Here is a 19,611-nt window from a genome sequence, read left to right on the forward strand (position 1 = left end):
GAAACCAGCGACCAGCCTCGGGCGCAGGCGCTGCATGAGGCGATCGAGAAGAACATCCGCCTCCGGCGGCCGGCGGCAGCCCGCACCGCGGTGCACCGACTGCTCGCCAACACCGACGAGGTTATCGGGCGGTCGCGGCGGTAAGGTCAAACGCCATCGCTCTGAACGGCCAGGGAGCGGCGACTTGGAAGACTCACGTCGGGCCTGAAACCCCATATGCTTCGTTGACCTCCTCAGAGCGAGGAACGACCCCATTTGCCAGCACTCTTGCTGAGGAGTATCCTTTTGCGCAAAGCTGGCGGTGAGTGTCGGTTGAAAGGGGGAGCATGGCCAGACTTGTCGCACTCTACAAGACTCCGAAAGACGTGGCCGCCTTCGACCGTTACTATGTTTCGACCCACATTCCTCTGGCCAAAGCCATTCCCGGCTTGAGGAAATACGAAATCAGCGATGGCGGCGTCCATTCGCCGGGTGGGACCTCAGGCTATCATCTTGTTGCTACGCTCTACTTCGATTCCGTTGCGGATATTCAAGCGGCCTTAGCGTCCCCCGAGGGTCGGGCCACGGCGGCTGATCTTGGCAATTTTGCAGATGGCGGAGTGGAGCTAATGCTCTTTGAGACTAGCGAAGTCTGAACCTCGCACAATCCGACCCCATCGGCCATGTCGTGAAGGAGGGCGATGGCTTTCGCTGGCTGCCGGCGGACTGGGTCTGGGATAGAGAAACCTGACCTGTCTGCGTTTCCTGGGCGATCTGCTGTCGGCGGATGTCACGCCTAAACGCCGACTGACACGGATCGCGGTTCTCAACGACGTCCCGTGGAAAAGCCACTGTCACCAACCGATCCGCCATCAAGTGGCCGTCAAGGCGGGACTGGAAATCCGCTGGGGCGCGTGAGCCATCGTAGAGGGCTTCTGAAGCATTGATGGCGTTTTCCGAGCGCCCACTTGGTGCATTAGATGTCGGATGTCATCTGCAGTATGACCGTAGATTGCCATGACCGTCAGGATGATCGGCTCGCTCAGGAGATCGTCAAGCGTAGGTTCACGCTCTTGCGTCATGGGTCGCCTCAAAGTTCTTGTTTATTCCCGCACCTTCTGCTCGAACGATGACAGTGAGACGGCGTTCGGGAAACTCCTCAAAAAGAGGTAGTCTGCATCGTCATCGTCGACGACCGATATGGGTGCAGGTTGCCGCCATCAACTTAGTGAGCGGCTGTCTTGCTTTCCTGCCGCGCCCAGTAAAGCGAATACAGAAGCTGATTTGCCGCGCTGTGCCCCTCCTGGTGGGCGGCGGCTCAAGCCACTCTTGCCATGTTCGGCACCCGCGCTTTTTATCTGCTTGCTAGCTGGAGGAGCTGAGGAGAACCGAACCTCTGACCTCGTCATTGCGAATGTCGAGTACGCGATTGCTTGCGGACATTACCCGGTGCTGCCGCAACTTCCGCTTCTGTGAAGGGTTGCGGATGCCGGCAATGTCGGCTTACGAGAAATGGCAAAGCTGGCCTTTATGGCCGACATCGCGGCGCAGAGCGGAATATGGGCATCGCGCCGCGACTGTTGACATTTAATCGCGGCTCAGCGCTCGCCGGAGAGCACTGAAACGAATGCGATATTGCTGGGGCGTCAGTCCGATCTTGCGCCGGAACAGGCGCCCGAAAAAACTCGCATCCTCATAGCCCACTTCATTGGCCACCGCCTCGACCTGCAGGTCGCCCGTCTCGAGTAGTTCCTTGGCCGCTTCGAGCCTGAGCGCGTGGATGTAGTCGATTGCCTTCATGTCCGTGGCCCTTGCGAAGCGGCGCACGAAGGAGCGCTCGGAAAGGCCTGACAGCTTGGTCATGGCAGCGACGGGCGAGGGCGTCCGGTAGTTGAGCTCCGCCCATTTCTGGCAGCGGTTGATCACCGCGTCGTCGGTCTGGCGGAAACGCATCAGCGCGGCGAAGGGCTGCTGGCCCATGTCGTGCCACTGCAGCATGTAGACCTTGGCGACCTCCATCGCCTCCTTGAGGCCGACGAAGCGCGCGATGAGATAGAGGGCGAGATCCTGCCAGCTCGAGCCGCCCCCGGCCATGACGATGCGCTGGGCCTCGCCGCTCAGCACCAGCGACTGGCCCGGCTTCACCTTCACGCCTGGATAGTTGTTAGCGAGCGTCGCGACATAGCCCCAATGGATTGTGGCCTCGCGATTTTCCAGCAACCCCGCTTCGCCGAGCAGGACCGCGCCGGAACAGGCGCTGGCCAACATGGCGCCGTCCGCATGCGCCTGCCGCAGCCAGCGGGCCTCGGCATCATACTGCCCGGCGACGCTTTCGCCCGGATTGACGAAGAAATCGGGGATGCAGACGATGTCGGGTCGCGGGCAGTCGGAAAGCGCGTGGTCCGGGCGTACCCAGACGCCGTTTGCGGCGCGAAACGCGCTGCCGTCCCCAGCAACCACATAGGGCCGCATGCGCGGCGTGCCCGCGGCACCGCTGGTGATGAACAGGAAATCCCTGCCGGGCGAGGAAAACAGGTCGAACATGCCGTAGATCGTGGAGGCGGTAGCCTCCGGAACGGCAAGGATCGCCACATTCAATGGGCCGGTCTGTTCAACCATGGCAGAAATGACCGCCTTCCAGCATTTTTGACTTTAGCGGTCGTGCCGGTGCTGCGCTAGCGTGCGTGAAACGAGGAGACCGCCATATGGCCACCGCCGCCACCCTTGCACCATCGAGCATCGAAAGCTTCCGTTCAACGATGCGTGGCGAGGTGCTGGAGCCGTCTAGCCCGTCCTACGATGCGACGCGGGTCGTCTGGAACGGCATGATCGACCGCCGTCCCGCCGTCATCGCGCGCTGCCGGAATGCTGCCGATGTCGCGGCATCGGTGAATTTCGCGCGCGAAGAGCGGCTGGCGATCGCGATCCGCTCGGGCGGCCATAATGTCGCAGGCTATGCCGTCTGCGACGGCGGCCTGATGATCGACATGTCGCTGATGAATGGCGTGCGGGTCGCCGGCCTCGATCGTGCTTTCGTAGAGGGCGGCGCTACGTGGGCCGATGTCGATGCGGCCACCGCCCCGCTTGGCCGCGCCACGCCGGGCGGCCTGATCTCGGCGACCGGCGTCGCCGGCCTGACACTCTCAGGAGGCATCGGCTGGCTGCGCGGCAGCCACGGCCTCAGCGTCGACAATCTGCTGGCCGCCGATCTGGTGACCGCCGATGGACGCCTCATCCATGTCGATGCGACGCAGAACCCGGATCTCTTCTGGGCGTTGCGCGGCGGCGGCGGCAATTTCGGCGTGGTGACGAGCTTCGAGTTCAAGCTGCACCCGATCGAACCGGAGCTGATGTTCTGCGGTCCTGCCTATCCGGAAGAGCGCGCCAACGAGATCATTCCGCTTTGGCGCGACTTCATGCAAACCGCCCCCGACCGCCTGAGCGGGCTGGCCGAGTTCTCCACCATGCCGGAGGACCCCTCCGTTCCCGAACACGCCTGGGGCCGCCGCGTCCTGGCGCTTGCGCATGTCTATGACGGACCGGCGGACGAGGGCGAGCGCGTCGTGGCTCCGCTGCGCAGCTTTGGCGAACCGCTCGTCGATTTCAGCGGTCGCATGCCGTATCGAACCATCCAGGCGCTCTATGACGGCCTGTTCCCGAAAGGCCGCGACCGCTGCTACTGGAAATCCACCTACCTCTCGCGCCTCGACGACGAGGTCATCGGGGAGATCACCGCGCGGATGGCGAAGCGGCCCTCCGAGATGACCTTCGCCTCGATCTGGAAGTTCGGCGGTTTCGTCCAGCGCGTTGCAGCCGATGCGACCGCCTTCGGCGACCGCTCCATGCCCTTCATGCTCAGCCTCGACGCCATCTGGCCAGGCGCTGACGATGACGATGCGAACATCGGCTGGGTTCGCAGCTTCTGGCAGGACATGCAGCGCTACTCGACCGGCCGCCTCTACCTGAACTTCCCAGGCCATGGCGAAGGTGCGGATCTCGTGCGCGACGCCTTCGGAGCCGAGGTCTACGCGCGGCTCGCCAAGATCAAGCACAGATACGATCCGGACAATCTGTTCCGCCTCAACCAGAACATCCTGCCAATGCTCTGACGCACAATCCAAATCGGGCGCGTACGGTTGCGACTCTCGTCTCGATCGTGATGGCTTTGATCGCGCTGAGTCGCGAGCGACTCCCAGTGTGGTCGCCGCGATGTGTGCTTTCAATCAGTGGCAAATCTGTCCGCAACGGCCGAGATCGGCCAGGCCTGCCGGGAGATGGGCGAGGCGGCGACGCTGCCGGAGCGCACCCGCGCCGACACGCGTTTTCACCTGGCTATCCTGCGCGCCTCGGGCAACGACCTGCTGGTGCCGCTGGGCGTGCTGGTCGAATCGGCGCTCGATCATCTCTTCGTTTTCGTCACGCGCGAAACCAGCGACCAGCCTCGGGCGCAGGCGCTGCATGAGGCGATCGAGAAGAACATCCGCCTCCGGCGGCCGGCGGCTGCAAGAAGTGCCGTGCACAGGCTGCTCGCCAATACCGACGAGGTTATCGGCCGGTCGCGGCGGTGTTTCATACGCCTTTCCTTCTCCCCTTGTGGGAGAAGGTGGATTGGCGCGTAGCGCCAAGACGGTTGAGGGGTATTGGAAGAAATGAGGCGTTGGCGTTCCCTGGAACACCCCTCATCCGACCTCGCTTCGCCAGGCCACCTTCTCCCACAAGGGGAGAAGGGACGGCGATCGCCTCAGATCGTCTGTTTCTTCCCATCCTTCGTCGGCGTCAAATCGACGCCGTTGACCTTGCCGATATGCGTCGCCAGCATCGGCACATATTGATCGGCGGGCCCGGCGGCGAATGCGCTGGCGAAGGCGTTCTTGGTGGCGTTGCCGAGCGGGTTGGCGATGCCGGCGGCACCGGCCATCGATTCGAGGTAGGTGAGGTCCTTGAAGGCGTTGGCGATGGTGAATTTGTGCGCATCGCGGTCGCCTTCAAGCGTCCAGCGCATAAAAGTCTGGTAGAAGCCGCAATCCATGCGGCCGTTGCGGATGACGCTGTCGAAGCGCGGCGGCGAGATGCCGACCTTTTCGGCCAGCGCCAGCGCCTCGGAATAGATCGCCGCATAGCCCAGCGAGATGAAATTATTGAGCAGCTTCATACGGTGGCCGTCGCCGGTGTCACCGATATGGACGATACGTCCGGCCCAGGTGTCGAGCACTGGCTTCAGCCGGGCAAAGACCGCGTCGGATGCGCCGACCATGGCGTCGAGCGTGCCTTCCCAAGCCTCCTTCGGGGTGCGGCTGAGCGGGGCGTCGACATAGTCGACGCCGAGCCCCTTGAGTTCGGCGGCAAGCGCCACCGTCGAAGTCGGGTCGGAGGTCGAGCAATCGACGACGACCGAACCCCTCTTCAAGCCTTCCTTGAGGCCGCCCGGCCCGCGGATGATGGCCTCGACCTCGCGCGAGCCGGTGACGCAGACGAAGACGATATCGGATGCCGCTGCCACCTCGCGCGAGGTTGCGGCTTCCTTCGCACCGCGGTCGAGCATGTCTTGCGCCGGTGCGCGGTTCTTGCGGCCGAGAAACGTCAGGGAATAGCCCTTGTCGACGATGTTCTTGGCGATCCCGTGTCCCATCAGGCCAAGGCCGATGAAGCCGATCTTTTCGCTCGCGGCGGTGGTGTTCATGTCGTGTAATCCCTGTTGCGGTCTCGATGACGGCGCCGCACTTCTGCAGGCGAATTGTTGAAGCGGGTTTTTGCCGCAAGCGGTTGGCAGACGATTGCAGAGTTCGATATTGTCTGACAATACACATGAATCCTGGAGAATGTGGAGAGCAAAATGACGAAGCGGATCATGTTCACCGGCGGCAGCGGCAAGGCTGGGCGTCATGTCGTGCAGTATCTGGTCGAGCAGGGCTGCCAGGTGCTCAACATCGACACCAAGCCGCTCGACAATCCCAAGGTGCGCACCTTGATCACCGACATCACCGACAGCGGGCAGGTGTTCAATGCGCTGTCGAGCTATATGGGCCTGCATGAATTCGACCCGTCGCTGCGCGCGCAGCCGGTCGATGCCGTAGTGCATTTCGCGGCGATCCCGCGCATCATGATCACGCCCGACAACGAGGTGTTCCGCATCAACGCGCTCGGCACCTACAATGTCATCGAGGCGGCGGCAAAACTCGGCATCCGCAAGGTGGTGATCGCCTCCAGCGAGACGACCTATGGGCTGGTCTTCGCCAACGAGCCGCGCGACCCGACGCATTTCCCGCTCGACGAGGATTATGACGTCGATCCAATGGACAGCTATGCGCTGTCGAAGATCGTCAACGAGAAGACGGCGCGCGCCTTCGCGCTGCGCAGCGGCATCGACATCTACGCCTTGCGCATCGGCAACGTCATCGAGCCGCATGAATATTCGCTGTTCCCGAAATGGTTCGCCGATCCAGGTTTCCGCAAGCGGATCGCCTGGAGCTATATCGACGCGCGCGACCTCGGCCAGATCACGCTGCGCGCCATCGAGAAGGACGGGCTCGGCTATCAGGTGTTCAACGCCGCCAATGACGACACCTCCTCCGACCTGCCGACGGCCGAACTGTTGAAGCGGTTCTATCCCGGCGTGCCGGTCAAGGTTGAACTCGGCGAATACGAGACGCTGCTCTCGAACCGCAAGGCGCGGGATATGCTCGGCTTCCGCCCGGAACACAGCTGGCGGAAATACGTCAGGACGGCATGACGAGGCCGATGCATCCCGGCTGATCTGTGCACAGAAGCAGGCTTTGCCGCCCGAGGCTGTTGCGGTGCTTGACAGCTTTCGGAATCCGGACTTTGTGAACGCATGCGGGACGGCAAGCCGAATAAGCCAAAAACACCGGCCAGGGCGGCGTCGGCCGAGCGCCCGGCTGTCGTTCGCCGTGCCGATACGGCGCGTATGCCTGGGGCGAGCGTGCATGCGTCGCTAGCCAACGAAATCGGTCTCAGGATCGTGCGCGGCGACTATCCGCCGGGAACCATCCTGCCCAATGAGGCCAAATGGTCCGAGACTTTCGACGTCAGCCGCTCGGCGGTGCGCGAAGCGATCAAAATGCTGATGGCCAAGAGCCTTTTGGCGTCGCGTCCAAAGATCGGCAGCTGGGTCGAGCCGAAAGAGCGCTGGAACCTGCTCGACCGCGACGTGCTGGCCTGGTACGCGACCTCGCCCGACCGCGAGGTGTTCCTGAAGACGGTGCAGGAGTTCCGCCACATCATCGAGCCGGAAGCGACCGCCTTTGCCGCGATGCGGCGCACAGACGAGCAGATGGCCGAGATCAGCCGGGCCTGCCGGGAGATGGGCGCGGCGGCGACGCTGCAGGAGCGCACGCGCGCCGATACGCGTTTTCATCTGGCGATCCTGCGCGCCTCCGGCAACGACCTCCTGGTGCCGCTCGGCGTGCTGATCGAATCGGCGTTCGATCATCTGTTCGCCTATACGACGCGGGAACTGGACGATCTGCAGCACGCGCAGAAACTGCACGAGGCGATCGAAAGGAACATCCGCCTGCAGCGGCCGGATGCGGCACGCAACGCGGTGCGCAAGCTGTTGGCCAATACAGATAGCGTCATCAAGTCGCGCTGAAAAAGCGCGCCGGACCACTGCAGCGCTTCATCTTCTTTCTCCACCGCCCGCAATTTCGCCGTTCGCAATCTCCCCGTTCGCGATCTCCCCGTTCGCAATCTCCTTGTCGGCATCGGCAAGCGCACCGGTCAAAAACCAGGCTTCGGTTTCAGCCAATCCCTTAAGGGCGATGCTGCCGCGGCGCTCGAAGGCGAAGCGATGGCCGACCATCGCCATCAATTGAGCCGAGACCTGAATGCGGCCGGGCTCGCCATGAGCCTCCATGCGCTGCGCGACGTTCACCGCGTCGCCCCAAACGTCGTAGGAGACGCGCAGGTCACCGATCACCCCGGCGACAACCACGCCGTTGTGGATGCCGATCCGCAAGGAGAGCCGGTGGCCTCCCAATGCCTTGTGCCGGCTCATTTCATGCTGCATCTCGAGCGCCAGCCGGCAGATCGCGACGGCGCCGCGTTGAGCGTCGCCGTCGAGGCCGCCGACGGCCATATAGCTGTCGCCGATCGTCTTGATCTTGTCGACGCCGTTGCTTGTGCAGAGTCCATCGAAGCTGCAGAACAACTCGTCCAGCCATCCGACCAGCTCATCGGGTCCGACTGCATTGGCTGCGGCTGTGAAGCCGGCGAGGTCGGCAAACATGATGCTCGCCGATGGTACTTTGTCGGCGATGCGCCGTTCTTCTCCGCGTTTGAGGCGCGCCGCTATCGCCCGGGGCAATATCACCTCGATCAGCGATTCCGAGCGGGCGAATTCCTGTGAAAGCTCAATCTCGGCACGGCGCAGAGCGGTGAGGGCGTAGGCGATCAACAGGAGGTTGATGATCATCGTGTTTATGAGCGCCTGAACCGCCAGCGTTTCCCGAAAACCGGCCTGTTGGGGCATTACGAAGCCAGTCGGGCGCCCGAAGTAAAGCGTCGCGATCAAGGCCAGGAACGCCGCTGCGTAGAAGATCAAGAACTGCCGCCATTGCTCGATGCCGAAAATGAACAGCAGGAAAGCGGCAAGCGTAAAGTAGATCTGAAGGCCGCTGTCCAGACCGAGCGCCAGAACCACATAAGTATGGCCGCCGATGGTCAGCGTCGACAGGGCGATCGCTCCAAGATTCTCACCATAGCGTTGCAGCCGGTGCAGCCGGTGCACGGACAGGGCAAGAACGGTCACCACCGCATTGTAAATATGCAGCGGCATCAAAGCCCAGGGGAAGAGGACGGCATTCAGCAGCAGATGCGAGAAGGCGTTGAGCGCGATGGCGAATGCGCCGATATTGGTGAAAATCTGCCGCCGGCGGATATCGGGATTGTCAGCCGTGACACCCAATTGGATAAGGCGCGAAATCCAGGGCGGGGTCTGACGCCGGCGCGATCGGCTCTTCGGGGTCAGTTCGTGCAGCCCAGCCATCGTCAGGCATTCATCGCAACCGAGATACGCCGGTTGAGTTCTGCCGGGTTTGTAAGAACGAGCGCGCCGCGCGCCTTCGCAACAAGCCCGTCCCGGACAAGCGCCGATAATTCGCGTGACACCACCTCACGGCGGGAACCTATGCGCGCGGCGAGGTCGTTCTGCAGTGGCGGTGGCGTTATGATCCGCTCACCGCTGCTGCCGCTTCGCAGCCGCGACAGGCGCAGCAATTCGCACAAAAGCCTCGGCCTCACCTGCAGGAACGAATATTCCGCAAGGCGCGTGTTCAGGCTCCGTATCCTTTCGGCCAGCAGCGCGAGGAAATGCAGGGCGAACGCCGGATTGTCGTGGAGCAACCCTGAAAAGAACGGAGCAGGCATCACCACCAGTTCTGAACGGTGGAGCGCGGTGACATTGGCAGCGCGCGGCCGGCCGTCGATGGCCGCCAGTTCGCCGAAACATCCACCCACTCCCAACTCGCCAAGGATCACCTCTTTGCCAACTGGAGAGCGATAGAGAATGCGGACCCGGCCCGACATCAGGAAATAGACATCGGTGCTCGGATCCTCGAAATCGATGATCATCTGATTGGCGTCGACGCTCATCCGTCTGCAGCGCTGCGAAATACGCACGCGCGTATCGGCGTCGAGTGTCTCGAACACTGGAATGGCATCCAGATCGGTCATCTTCCCAACCCGCCACCGAAAAAAAGTGACGCTGGCCCTTCCGGGACATAGTGGCCGCGTCGTGCCGGACTGGCAAGCAAAGAGCGCCCAGGTTGATGGTGTGACCGAATGCACATCGTAAAAATTCGGGACACGGCATGATCGTCTCCATCGAAGGGCGATTGGCGCTCTTCGCGAAACCCAGGGAGGAACGAACATGACCAGCAAACTTATCGGCATCGCAACAGCAGCCACCATCGCCATCGCAGCGCTCGCATCGACGGCTTCCGCAGCACCATTGGCGGCCTTCGGCAACACACCATCGGCGGCCTTCGGCAACACTGGGCAGCAGAGCCAGGCTGCCGGCGACTTTGTCATCAAGGTCGGCCATCGCAGCCATCGTCATGGCCACGGTCACGGCCACCGCTGGCACAAGCGTTTCGGCTTCTACGACTACTATCCCGTCTATGATTATCCCGGCTATAGCTGCTGGACCAAGAAGAAGATTTTCACCAACCATGGCATTTTCTGGAAGAAGATCTGGATCTGCGGTTGAACCATAGCTTGGACACACCGAGGCCCGGCCTATTGCAGCCGGGCCTCTTTTGTATTTGGCTGCCGTGGCCCCTATGCCTTCGTTGTCCTGCAGGCGTCTCAGTGTTCTCTCGGGCGGCCAAACGCGGCGCGCAGTTCGTCCTTGGCGTCCTCCAGCACTTTCTTCTGCTTGGCCGGCAGGTTCGTGCCGGCGCGGTTGATGTAGAAATTCAGCATCGACATGGCGGACTGGAACGGCTCGGCCTTGCGCCGGTCGCTGTGCTCGGCCGATCGCTTCAGCGAGGCTGCGATCTTCTTGGGGTCGTGGGATTCGAAGATATGTTCCTCGAGGTCCAGCGCATCGCTGTGCTCGGTGACCTCGGCCGACCATTTCCTTTTCGCGGTCATGACAAGCTCCTTCTCCCTTCTATTGGCCTATTGGCAAGTTTGATGAAAAACTCCGGGACGGCGGCCACCGTTCCACTGCAGCTCAAAATCCCTGGAGCCACGCAATTGCGGATGTGGCGCTGCACGGCGCCGCCAATGTGCCGATAGTGGTGTCGAACACGTCGACTTGCGCACAACCGCGGACAGGAAACGCCTTGACCACAACCGCCTCCAGCCGGCCGAGCAGCCCCGGCATAGACAGCGCCTATGCCTGGCTGCGGCTCGGCATCTCGATGCTGCTGGCGACGATCGGCGGTGTCGGCATGTGGGCGGTGGTCGTGGTGCTGCCCGCCATGCAGGCCGAATTCGGCGTCGATCGCGCCGCCGCTTCGATGCCCTATACCGCGACCATGGCCGGTTTCGCCGTCGGCAATGTGCTGGTCGGCCGCGCCATCGACCGCATCGGCTACTGGATACCGGCGCTCATTGCCTCGGTGACGCTCGGTACCGGGTTCCTGCTGGCGTCGCTGACCACTTCGATCCTGCAGTTCACCCTTGTCCAGGGACTTTTGATCGGCGTCGGCACGTCGGCGATTTTCGGGCCGCTGATCGCCGACATCTCGCACTGGTTCAACCGCCGCCGCGGCGTCGCGGTGACGGCTGCCGCCGCCGGCAGCTATCTCGCCGGGGTGATCTGGCCGTTGGCAATGCCCTACGTCATACAGAGCGAGGGCTGGCGCTTCACCTATGCCGCAATCGGCGTCGTCTGCCTCGCCACCATGCTGCCGCTGATCATGCTGCTCAGGCGCGGCGCACCACATGCCGCCGCTCCCGGTTCACCCGGCAGCCGGCCGGTCCAGCCGATCACGCTGTCACCGGCAGCGCTGCAGGTGTTGCTCGTCGTCGCCGGCCTTGGCTGCTGCGTGGCGATGTCGATGCCGCAAGTCCATATCGTCGCCTATTGCATGGATCTCGGCTACGGCGTGGCGCGAGGCGCCGACATGCTGTCGATCATGATGGCGGCGGGCGTCGTCAGCCGGCTGGCGTCCGGCTTCCTTGCCGATCGCATCGGCGGCGTGAAAACCCTGCTAATCGGCTCGGTGCTGCAAGCCCTGTCGCTGTTGTTCTACATCCCCTTCGACGGGCTCGCGTCGCTTTACGTCGTCTCGCTGGTCTTCGGCCTGTCGCAGGGCGGCATCGTGCCTTGCTATGCCATCATCGTGCGCGAATACATGCCCGCCAAAGAGGCCGGCCAGCGCGTCGGAATCGTAATCATGGCAACGATCTTCGGCATGGCAATCGGCGGCTGGATGTCGGGCTGGATCTACGATCTGACCGGCTCCTACGCCGCCGCGTTCCTCAACGGCATCGCCTGGAACCTGCTGAACATAGCGGCCATGGTGCTGCTGTTGTGGAAGGCGCGACGCAGCGCCGCGGCGATGGCCTGAGCACTGACCCCGCTGGCCCAGAGCGATGGCAGCGACATGGGGTGAGCCCCCCGTGACGCGGAGCCCGGTCCAGGTTCCTGCTTGACTTACACATATCTCGGCGGTTATTGGTTTTCAATAGCCAGAGAGTTATCGATCGCCATGTCACAGCCCCACGAGATCCTCTTCAAAACGCTTGCCGATCCGACGCGACGGGCCATCTTCGAGCGGCTGTGTCGCGACGGAGACCAGACCGTCGCGGCCCTGACCGCTCGGGCCGGGGTCTCACAACCGGCCGTGTCAAAGCATCTTGGGGTGCTGAAGCAGGCCGGATTGGTGCGCGACCGCCACGAAGGCCGCAACACGCGCTACAGCGCGGAGTTCGGCGCCCTGGCGCCGCTGATCGACTGGACAAACCAAATGGCTGGGTTCTGGCAAAGCCGGTTCGACAACCTCGAAGATCTGCTCAAAAGGATGGACCAATGATCAATACCGAGACCGAAACGCGCGCCGTCATTGTTGAACGGGAGGTCGCTTTTCCGCCGGAAAAGATCTGGCGCGCGCTCACCCAATCACACCTGATCGAGGAGTGGCTGATGAAGAACGATTTCAAGCCAGACGAGGGGCACCGTTTCAATCTGAGCGCGGACTGGGGGACGGTCGACTGTCAGGTCCAGGCAGTCGAGCCCAACAAGACGCTGTCTTACACGTGGGATACCAAGGATCTCAGAAGTGTCGTCACGTGGACGCTCACCCCTACGAGCACGGGGACCCATCTGCGCATGGAGCAGTTGGGCTTCCGGCCGGATCAGCAGCAGTACTATCAGGGCGCCCAACACGGATGGCAGCGGTTCTTTGCGAAGCTGGAGCAGGTCCTGGCGCGAATAGAATAGGCGTGCCGGCGCCATAGGCATCTGCGGGCGAACGCAATGCCCAACAAGACGTCTGTCAACGAAACAAGGTAGCAAAAAAGCCGCCAAGCGGGCGTGCAGCTCGTCTTCTGAGGAGGTCCCAAATGAACTGGAACAAATGGATCCGGCAATTCCACCGCTGGCTGTCGATCATTTTTACGGCGGTCGTCGCTGCCATCTTCATCACCTTGGGCGTAGGTGTCGAGCCGGCCTATTGGGTATATCTCATGCCGCTGATCCCGCTCGGCTTGCTCATGCTCAGCGGTCTCTATCTGTTCGCGTTGCCCTATGCCACGAACTGGCGCAGCGGACGACGCACGGCGTAGAAGACTGAGCACGGTGGACGACAAGACGCCCGCTCACCACCCACAGCCGAAATTCAAACAGTGGCGCTACCCGAGTTCGGGTAGCGTCCTGCCCGGTTCGCTTGACAATGGGGTAAGGCTGCGCGACGCCAGACGGGTGTGGCAAGTCGGGTGCGGCAAAGTCGGATTGGCATGGCGACAGTGGCAAAGACGCTGAACAGCATTTCGCGGTCGCGCTTCGGCGAGGGCGCCGCGTTCGGGACCAGGCTATGACCAAACCGCGCTCGCGCCGTGGCGGCGGCCGTCCGACGATCGCCGATGTCGCGCGCAAGGCCGGCGTCGGCGCCATTACCGTCTCCCGTGCCTTGCGCGAGCCGGAGCGCGTTTCGGAGGATCTGCGCCGCCAGATCCAGGCTGCTGTCGATGAGCTCGGCTATCTGCCCGATCCGAATGCGCGAGCATTGGCTTCGGCGCGCGCCGAGGTCTTTGGCGTGCTGGTGCCGTCGCTCACCAACAGCGTCTTTGCCGAAGTGCTGCGCGGCATCTATGACAGCCTGTCCGACAGTTCCTACCGCATCCAGTTCGGCAACACCCATTATTCCGGCCTCGAGGAGGAACGGCTGCTGCAGGTGTTCGGCCCGCAGCGCCCGGCGGCGCTGATCGTGGCGGGCATCGACCAGACGCCAGTTTCGCGAAGACTGCTCGAGACGGCCGGCTGCCCGGTGGTGCAGGTCATGGAGACTGGCCCCGATCCGGTCGACATGATGGTCGGCTTCTCGCATTTCGATGGCGGCAGGGCGGCGACTGAGCACATGATCGAAATGGGCTATCGCTGCATCGGCTTCATCGGCGCGCGCATGGACCCGCGCTCGCAGCGGCGTCTGGCCGGCTATCGCGCGGCGATGGAGGCGGCCGGCCTGTTCAACGCGCGGCTTGTCACCACCACGCCGGTGCCGTCCAGCGTGACGCTCGGGCGCGAATTGTTTCGCGACGCGCTGGCCAAGATGCCGACGCTGGACGGGATTTTCTGCAACAATGACGACATCGCGCTCGGCGCGCTGTTCGAGTGCCACCGCACCTCGATCGCCGTGCCGAAGACGATCGGCATCACAGGCTTCAACGATCTCGATATGATGGAAGTGGCTTTCCCCTCGGTCACCAGCGTCCGGACGCCTCGCTACGAGATCGGCCGGCTGTCGGTCGCCATGGCGCTCGCGGCGATTGCAGGCAAGCGGCCGCAACAACCGGTCGTAGACCTTGGCTTCGAACTCAAGCGCCGTGAGAGCACTTCCCGCTGAAAGCACTGGCCGCTGAAAGCACTGGCCGCTGAAAGCACTGGCCGCTGAAAGCACTGGCCGCTGAAAGCACTGGCCGCTGAAAGCGCTTGCAGGCATCGCCAAATGCCGCTTTACTCTACGTCATGGTAGCGCTACCAGTTATATCCAGGCGAAAGCTCGCGAAACAGCGAAAGTCTGTTTATTATATATAAGCGACAGCTGATGCTTGTTTATTATGGATAATATGATAGTTTTTATTCCGGTTTACTGAGCCACGAGGGAGGAGATCGGGTTGGCATTCGGCCACCCTGAAAGCGCGACGGCAAGGCAGGAGGTGCCGAGCCAGGCACGCGAGACGCGTAGAACAATCAGAAACTGCAACTGGGAGGAATATCGATGATCAAGTCACTCGTAGGTGGCGTCGTCGCCGCCACTGCATTCGTCATGCTGAGTTCGTCGGCGCTCGCCGAACCCGAAATCGTCGCAGGCCCATCCGCCGAGCCGGAATGCTTCGCGCCATGGGCCGCCGACACGCAGTTCTTCAAGTTTCCCAAGAAGGAAGGCCCGTACCGCATCGCGCTCGCCAATGGCTATATCGCCAACACCTGGCGCATCCAGATGGTGCAGACGGCAAAAGCCTATGCGGCGCAGCCGGAGGTCGCGGCCAAGCTCAAGGAATTCAAGGTCGTCTCGACCGGCGAAGACGTGCCGGCGCAGATTTCGGCGATCAACAATTTCATCGATTCCGGCTATGACGCGATCGTCGTCAACGCGCAGAATCCGACGGCGTTCGGTCCGGTCATCAAGCGCGCCAAGCAAGCCGGCGTCGTGCTGGTCGCCTTCGACAACATCCTCGACACCAAGGACGCCATCAACGTCAATGTCGACCAGAAAGGCCTTGGCGAGTTGTGGGCCAACTGGCTGATCAAGCATATCCCCAATGGCGGCAAGCTCCTCGAGGTGCGCGGCGTTGCCGGCACGTCGGTCGACACCGACCGCCACAACGGCATCCATGAGGCCCTCGACGCTTCGGGCAAGAAGTGGGAGGTCACCGAAGTCGTCGGCAAATGGGACGATGGCGTCGCGCAAAAGGCTACGGCCGACGCGATCGCCACCAACGGTCCCTTCGATGGCGTCACCGGGCAGGGCGGCGACACCGGCATCGTCCAGGCGATGATCGACGCCAAGCATCCGTTCGTGCCGTTCGGCGGCGAAACGGAGAATGGGTTTCGCAAATTCTGCGCCAAGTTTGCCTCAGAAGGGCTGAAATGCTCGTCGGCCGGAACCGGACCCGCCCAGGTGGCGGTCGCCATCAAGACGGCGATCGCCGCGCTCGAAGGCCAGGTCGTCCCGCAGGCGGTGAAGCTGCCGCTGGCGATCGTCGAGGATCCGAACCTCAAGGAGGGCGAGGACTATTTCCCCGACCAGTCCGACAATTTCTTCGTCGGCAATTCCTTCCCGACCTGCGGCATCAATTTCACCGCGCAGGAAATCATGGGCCAGAGCAAGGAGAACCAGTAGGCTGATCGCTCGGCGCCGCGGGTATTCCGTGGCGCCGGTCCCGAAGAACAAGCGCCTTGGGAGGGGCCGATGGACGGTGCGGTTCCGCTCTTCCGCATGGAGGGCATATCCAAGCGCTATGGCGGTGTGCGGGCGCTGGAAAAGGCCGAGCTTTCGGTCACGCCAGGCAGCATCCACGCTATCCTCGGCGAAAACGGCGCCGGCAAATCGACGCTGATCAAGGTCATGGCCGGCGTCGTCGCGCCTGACGAAGGCCGCATGATGCTGGACGGAAGCGAGGTGAGCTTCGCGTCGCCGGCCGCGGCCAACCAGGCCGGCATCGTCTGCATCTTCCAGGAATTGTCGCTCGTCCCCGAACTCAGCGTCGCCGACAACATCGTCATTTCCGATCCGCCGAAACGGTTCGGCATGATCGACCGCAAGGCGCAGCGGCGCATCGCGGAGGAAGCCCTGGCGCGTGCAGGCGCCGCCGACATCCACCCGCTGGCGCTGGTCAAGGATCTTCCGCTTTCAAGACGGCAGATGGTCGAGATCGCCAAAGCACTTGCCAGGAAGCCGCGCATCCTGATCCTCGACGAGGCGACCTCGGCGCTGACCGCGGCCGACGTCGCCAAGATTTTTGGCGTCTTGAAGCGGCTGCGCTCGGAAGGGTTGGCGCTGCTCTACATCTCGCATCGGATGAACGAGATCGCCGAACTGGCCGACCAGTGCACGGTGTACCGCAACGGCCGCAACGTCGCCAGCTATGCTGCGGGCTCGAAGAGCGACAACGAAGTCGTCGAGCTGATGATCGGCCGCGAATACAGCCATATTTTTCCACCGAAGCCGGTGCGCGCCCCGGCTATAACCGCTCCGGTGCTTGAGGCGCGAAAACTGTCGTGGACCGACCGGCTGGACAATATCTCGCTCACGGTCGGGGCAGGCGAGGTCGTCGGCCTCGGCGGCCTCGACGGCCAGGGCCAGCGCGAATTGCTGCTCGCCTTCTTCGGCGTGCTGCGCGGCCTCAGCGGCCAGATACTGATCGACGGCAAGCCGGTGGCGATCGCCAGCCCTGCCAAGGCCCGCAGTGACCGGATCGGCATGGCGCTGATCCCGGAGGACCGCAAGACCGAAGGCCTGATGCTGCCAATGACGGTGCGCGAAAACCTCTCCTTCGCCGCACTCGACCGGTTGTCCAGGGCCGGCATCATCGACCGTGCCGCCGAACAGCGGCTGATCGACGAAATGGTCGCCCTGCTGGCGATCAAGACGGCCGGCCTCGACATCCCGGTTGGCGCGCTGTCCGGCGGCAACCAGCAGAAGGTGGTCATCGCCAAATGGCTGATGCGGCAGCCGCGCATCATCCTGCTCAACGACCCGACGCGCGGCATCGACGTCGGCACCAAGCAGGAACTGTATCAGCTGATGCGCAAGCTCGCCGACCAGGGCGCGGCGATCCTGTTTTACTCGACCGACTATGACGAGCTGATCGGCTGCTGCGACCGGGTGCTGGTGCTCTATGACGGAGCGGTCAAGCGCGAGCTGGTCGGCGCCGAGATCACCGAGCGGGCGCTGATCGCCAGCGCGCTCAACATCCATGGCGAAGAGATGCCCGTCAGAGGCATGGCGAAGACGCCAGCCCGAGGAGCAGACGCGTGAAGGATTGGCGCTACTGGCTTGCCGAACAACGCGGAACGCTGCTGGCGTTCGGTATCTTCATCGTGATGTTCACGATCTACACCTCGAACCATCCGGCCGGCTTTACCGCCAATGTCGTGCAGACGGCTTCCAACAAAGGCGTGCTGCTTGCCTTCGTCGCCATGGCGCAGACGCTGGTGGTGATCACCGCCGGCATCGACCTTTCCGTCGGCATGATCTTTCTGCTGACCAACTGCCTGGCCTCATGGCTGGTCATCGGCACCGGCATCGAGACCGCGTTCGGTGTCGTCGCGGTGCTCGGCACCGGGCTGCTGTGCGGGGCGATCAACGGCGCCATCGTCATCTACGGACGGCTGCAGCCGATCGTCACCACCATCGCCACCGGCGCGGTCTATTTCGGCATCGCGCTGCTGCTGCGACCGTTCCCGGGCGGTTCGGTCAATGAGGATCTTGCCGACGCGCTGACCGGGCGGCTGTTCGGCGTGGTGCCGGCGAGCCTGGTGGCGCTGCTGGCCATCGTGCTCGTCGTCTGGGTGCCGTTCAGCCGCTCGGTGCTTGGGCGCGCGGCCTATGCCGCAGGATCTTCGGAGATGGCAGCCTACATGTCCGGCGTGCCGATCCGCCGCGGCAAGTTCGCCGCCTACGCGCTGGCCGGCCTGCTGGCCGCGATTGGCGGGCTGTTCCTGACCTTCTTCACCTATACAGGCGAGGCGGCCTATGCCAGCGGCAATGCCTATACGCTGTTCTCGATCGCCGCCGTGGTGCTCGGCGGCGTCTCATTGTTCGGCGGCAAGGGCAGCGCCATCGGCGCGATTTTCGGCGCGCTCGCCTTCCGCACCATCGGCGACCTGCTCTTCGTCTTCGATTTCGATCCGCTCTGGCAGCCGCTGTTCCAGGGCGTCATCCTGCTGATCGCCGTCAGCCTCGGCGCCTTCGCCCTGTTCAGGGTCCGCAACCGGCTGGAGTGGTTCCTGTGAGCGAAACGACCATCGCCGGCATCGCCGGCCGCATGCCGAAATTCATCCGCCGCGCCGACCCTGCGGTGCTGACCGCCTTTGCCTGCATCGTGTTGCTGCTGTTTGTCGGCAGCCTTTATTCGCGCAGCTTCCTGTCGCCGGAATATCTGCTGCAGCAGCTCAAGGTGGCGTCGTTTCTCGGCGTCATCGCCACCGGCATGATGCTGGTCATCCTGCTTGGCCAGATCGACCTGTCGGTTCCGTGGTCGGTGGCGACGGGCGCGATGATGGCCTGTGCGGCCGCCGCCTACGGCCCGCTCGGCGTGGCGCTGGCGATCCCGTTCGGCATTTTCTGCGGCGTCGCGATCGGCATCGTCAACGGCATCGGCGTCGCTTATCTGCGCATTCCCTCGATGATCATCACGCTCGCCACCAATGCCGTCGCCCAAGGGCTGATGGTGGTCTATACAGGCGGCTTCTCGCCACAGGATTCGGCGACCCGGGCGATGCGCTATCTGGCGACCGGCTTTGCCATTCCGGGCGTGCCCAATGCCGTCGTCATCTGGGCGCTGATCGGTGCTGCGATGGTTTTCGTGCTGACCCGCACCGGCTTCGGCCGCACGGTCTACGGCATCGGCAACCGCGAGCGCGCCGCCTACCTCTCCGGCATCGACACGCGGCGCGTGGTGCTGATCGCCTTCGCCGTATCCGGCGGGCTCTCAGCCTTCGGCGGCGTGCTTCTGGCCGGCTATGCCTCCAAGGCGGCGCAGTCGATGGGCGACGCCTATCTCCTGCCGTCGATCGCTGCAGTGGTGCTTGGCGGCACCTCGATCCTCGGCGGCCGCGGCTCCTATCTCGGCACGGTCGCGGGCGTCATCCTGATCACGCTTTTGCAATCCATTCTTTCCGTCATGCAGATGCCGGAGGCGGGGCGGCAGATCATCTATGGCGTCGTCATCGTCGCCATGCTCCTGCTTTACGGCCGCGCGCCGGCCAGCCGCTGACCC

The 19,611-nt window shown here is 63.1% G+C and carries 19 protein-coding genes and 2 pseudogenes; 16 read left to right on the forward strand and 5 right to left on the reverse strand.

All coding sequences use genetic code 11. The annotated features are described in order from the left end of the window. Positions 1–144 (forward strand): annotated as a pseudogene (locus tag AC0L2V_RS10915) (FadR/GntR family transcriptional regulator); the annotation flags it as partial. 182 nt (positions 145–326) lie between these two features. Next, positions 327–635, forward strand: coding sequence for an EthD family reductase (locus AC0L2V_RS10920; protein ID WP_473509248.1), 309 nt, complete (start codon positions 327–329; stop codon positions 633–635). A gap of 931 nt (positions 636–1,566) precedes the next feature. Here AC0L2V_RS10920 and AC0L2V_RS10925 read toward each other — a convergent pair. Next, entirely contained in the window at positions 1,567–2,598 is a 1,032-nt protein-coding gene (locus AC0L2V_RS10925) for a GlxA family transcriptional regulator (protein WP_473520070.1), read from the reverse strand. A gap of 86 nt (positions 2,599–2,684) precedes the next feature. Here AC0L2V_RS10925 and AC0L2V_RS10930 point away from each other — a divergent pair, with 86 nt between their 5' ends. Both AC0L2V_RS10930 and AC0L2V_RS10935 read left to right on the forward strand, forming a co-directional pair. Continuing rightward, positions 2,685–4,088 carry an FAD-binding oxidoreductase gene (locus tag AC0L2V_RS10930; protein ID WP_473509244.1) on the forward strand — a complete coding sequence of 468 codons (1,404 nt, stop codon included), beginning with the start codon at positions 2,685–2,687 and terminating at the stop codon, positions 4,086–4,088. Between the two features lie 138 nt (positions 4,089–4,226). Further along, positions 4,227–4,598: pseudogene (locus tag AC0L2V_RS10935) on the forward strand (FadR/GntR family transcriptional regulator); the annotation flags it as partial. Positions 4,599–4,720: 122 nt separating this feature from the next. Here the strand turns inward: AC0L2V_RS10935 and AC0L2V_RS10940 are convergent. Then, positions 4,721–5,659, reverse strand: coding sequence for an NAD(P)-dependent oxidoreductase (locus AC0L2V_RS10940; protein ID WP_473520071.1), 939 nt, complete (start codon positions 5,657–5,659; stop codon positions 4,721–4,723). Positions 5,660–5,812: 153 nt separating this feature from the next. On the opposite strand from AC0L2V_RS10940, the gene AC0L2V_RS10945 reads away from it, so the two are divergent. Further along, positions 5,813–6,709, forward strand: a complete 897-nt coding sequence (locus AC0L2V_RS10945) for an NAD-dependent epimerase/dehydratase family protein (RefSeq protein WP_287121290.1) — start codon at positions 5,813–5,815, stop codon at positions 6,707–6,709. 102 nt (positions 6,710–6,811) lie between these two features. Next, positions 6,812–7,588 (forward strand): FadR/GntR family transcriptional regulator, encoded by a 777-nt coding sequence (locus AC0L2V_RS10950; protein ID WP_473509240.1) that lies wholly within the window; start codon positions 6,812–6,814, stop codon positions 7,586–7,588. A 27-nt stretch (positions 7,589–7,615) separates the two neighbouring features. Here AC0L2V_RS10950 and AC0L2V_RS10955 read toward each other — a convergent pair whose 3' ends face one another. Together AC0L2V_RS10955 and AC0L2V_RS10960 are read right to left on the reverse strand one after the other, a co-directional pair. Beyond that, positions 7,616–8,983: an adenylate/guanylate cyclase domain-containing protein gene (locus AC0L2V_RS10955; RefSeq protein ID WP_473509238.1), complete on the reverse strand. Its 1,368-nt coding sequence runs from the start codon at positions 8,981–8,983 to the stop codon at positions 7,616–7,618. Positions 8,984–8,985: 2 nt separating this feature from the next. Next, positions 8,986–9,588 carry a Crp/Fnr family transcriptional regulator gene (locus tag AC0L2V_RS10960; protein ID WP_473509236.1) on the reverse strand — a complete coding sequence of 201 codons (603 nt, stop codon included), beginning with the start codon at positions 9,586–9,588 and terminating at the stop codon, positions 8,986–8,988. 277 nt (positions 9,589–9,865) lie between these two features. Here AC0L2V_RS10960 and AC0L2V_RS10965 point away from each other — a divergent pair, with 277 nt between their 5' ends. Continuing rightward, positions 9,866–10,204: a hypothetical protein gene (locus tag AC0L2V_RS10965; RefSeq protein WP_473520072.1), complete on the forward strand. Its 339-nt coding sequence runs from the start codon at positions 9,866–9,868 to the stop codon at positions 10,202–10,204. A 98-nt stretch (positions 10,205–10,302) separates the two neighbouring features. Here AC0L2V_RS10965 and AC0L2V_RS10970 read toward each other — a convergent pair whose 3' ends face one another. Further along, positions 10,303–10,590 (reverse strand): DUF3175 domain-containing protein, encoded by a 288-nt coding sequence (locus AC0L2V_RS10970; RefSeq protein ID WP_091600302.1) that lies wholly within the window; start codon positions 10,588–10,590, stop codon positions 10,303–10,305. A gap of 194 nt (positions 10,591–10,784) precedes the next feature. On the opposite strand from AC0L2V_RS10970, the gene AC0L2V_RS10975 reads away from it, so the two are divergent. The 9 genes from AC0L2V_RS10975 (at position 10,785) to AC0L2V_RS11015 (ending at position 19,608) form a co-directional block, all read left to right on the forward strand. Beyond that, entirely contained in the window at positions 10,785–12,017 is a 1,233-nt protein-coding gene (locus tag AC0L2V_RS10975; protein ID WP_287285202.1) for an MFS transporter, read from the forward strand. 141 nt (positions 12,018–12,158) lie between these two features. After that, positions 12,159–12,482 carry an ArsR/SmtB family transcription factor gene (locus tag AC0L2V_RS10980; RefSeq protein WP_473509361.1) on the forward strand — a complete coding sequence of 108 codons (324 nt, stop codon included), beginning with the start codon at positions 12,159–12,161 and terminating at the stop codon, positions 12,480–12,482. Then, positions 12,479–12,889, forward strand: a complete 411-nt coding sequence (locus AC0L2V_RS10985) for an SRPBCC family protein (RefSeq protein WP_473509232.1) — start codon at positions 12,479–12,481, stop codon at positions 12,887–12,889. Before AC0L2V_RS10980 ends, AC0L2V_RS10985 begins: the two co-directional genes overlap by 4 nt. 122 nt (positions 12,890–13,011) lie before the next feature. Next, positions 13,012–13,233 carry a hypothetical protein gene (locus tag AC0L2V_RS10990; RefSeq protein ID WP_236385640.1) on the forward strand — a complete coding sequence of 74 codons (222 nt, stop codon included), beginning with the start codon at positions 13,012–13,014 and terminating at the stop codon, positions 13,231–13,233. A 248-nt stretch (positions 13,234–13,481) separates the two neighbouring features. Further along, positions 13,482–14,510, forward strand: a complete 1,029-nt coding sequence (gene gntR / locus AC0L2V_RS10995) for an HTH-type transcriptional regulator GntR (protein WP_473509230.1) — start codon at positions 13,482–13,484, stop codon at positions 14,508–14,510. A 375-nt stretch (positions 14,511–14,885) separates the two neighbouring features. Beyond that, entirely contained in the window at positions 14,886–16,010 is a 1,125-nt protein-coding gene (locus AC0L2V_RS11000) for a sugar ABC transporter substrate-binding protein (protein ID WP_023798660.1), read from the forward strand. 69 nt (positions 16,011–16,079) lie between these two features. Further along, a complete protein-coding gene (locus AC0L2V_RS11005; RefSeq protein WP_473509228.1) occupies positions 16,080–17,648 on the forward strand; it encodes a sugar ABC transporter ATP-binding protein in 1,569 nt (522 codons plus the stop codon). Then, positions 17,645–18,625, forward strand: a complete 981-nt coding sequence (locus AC0L2V_RS11010) for an ABC transporter permease (protein ID WP_023798662.1) — start codon at positions 17,645–17,647, stop codon at positions 18,623–18,625. The genes AC0L2V_RS11005 and AC0L2V_RS11010 overlap by 4 nt, the downstream gene beginning before the upstream one ends. Further along, the gene (locus AC0L2V_RS11015; protein ID WP_023798663.1) at positions 18,622–19,608 is read left to right on the forward strand and encodes an ABC transporter permease; all 987 of its coding nucleotides are present in this window, start codon (positions 18,622–18,624) and stop codon (positions 19,606–19,608) included. Before AC0L2V_RS11010 ends, AC0L2V_RS11015 begins: the two co-directional genes overlap by 4 nt. The last annotated feature ends 3 nt before the right edge of the window (positions 19,609–19,611 follow it).

The organism is Mesorhizobium sp. WSM4814 (assembly GCF_055811595.1).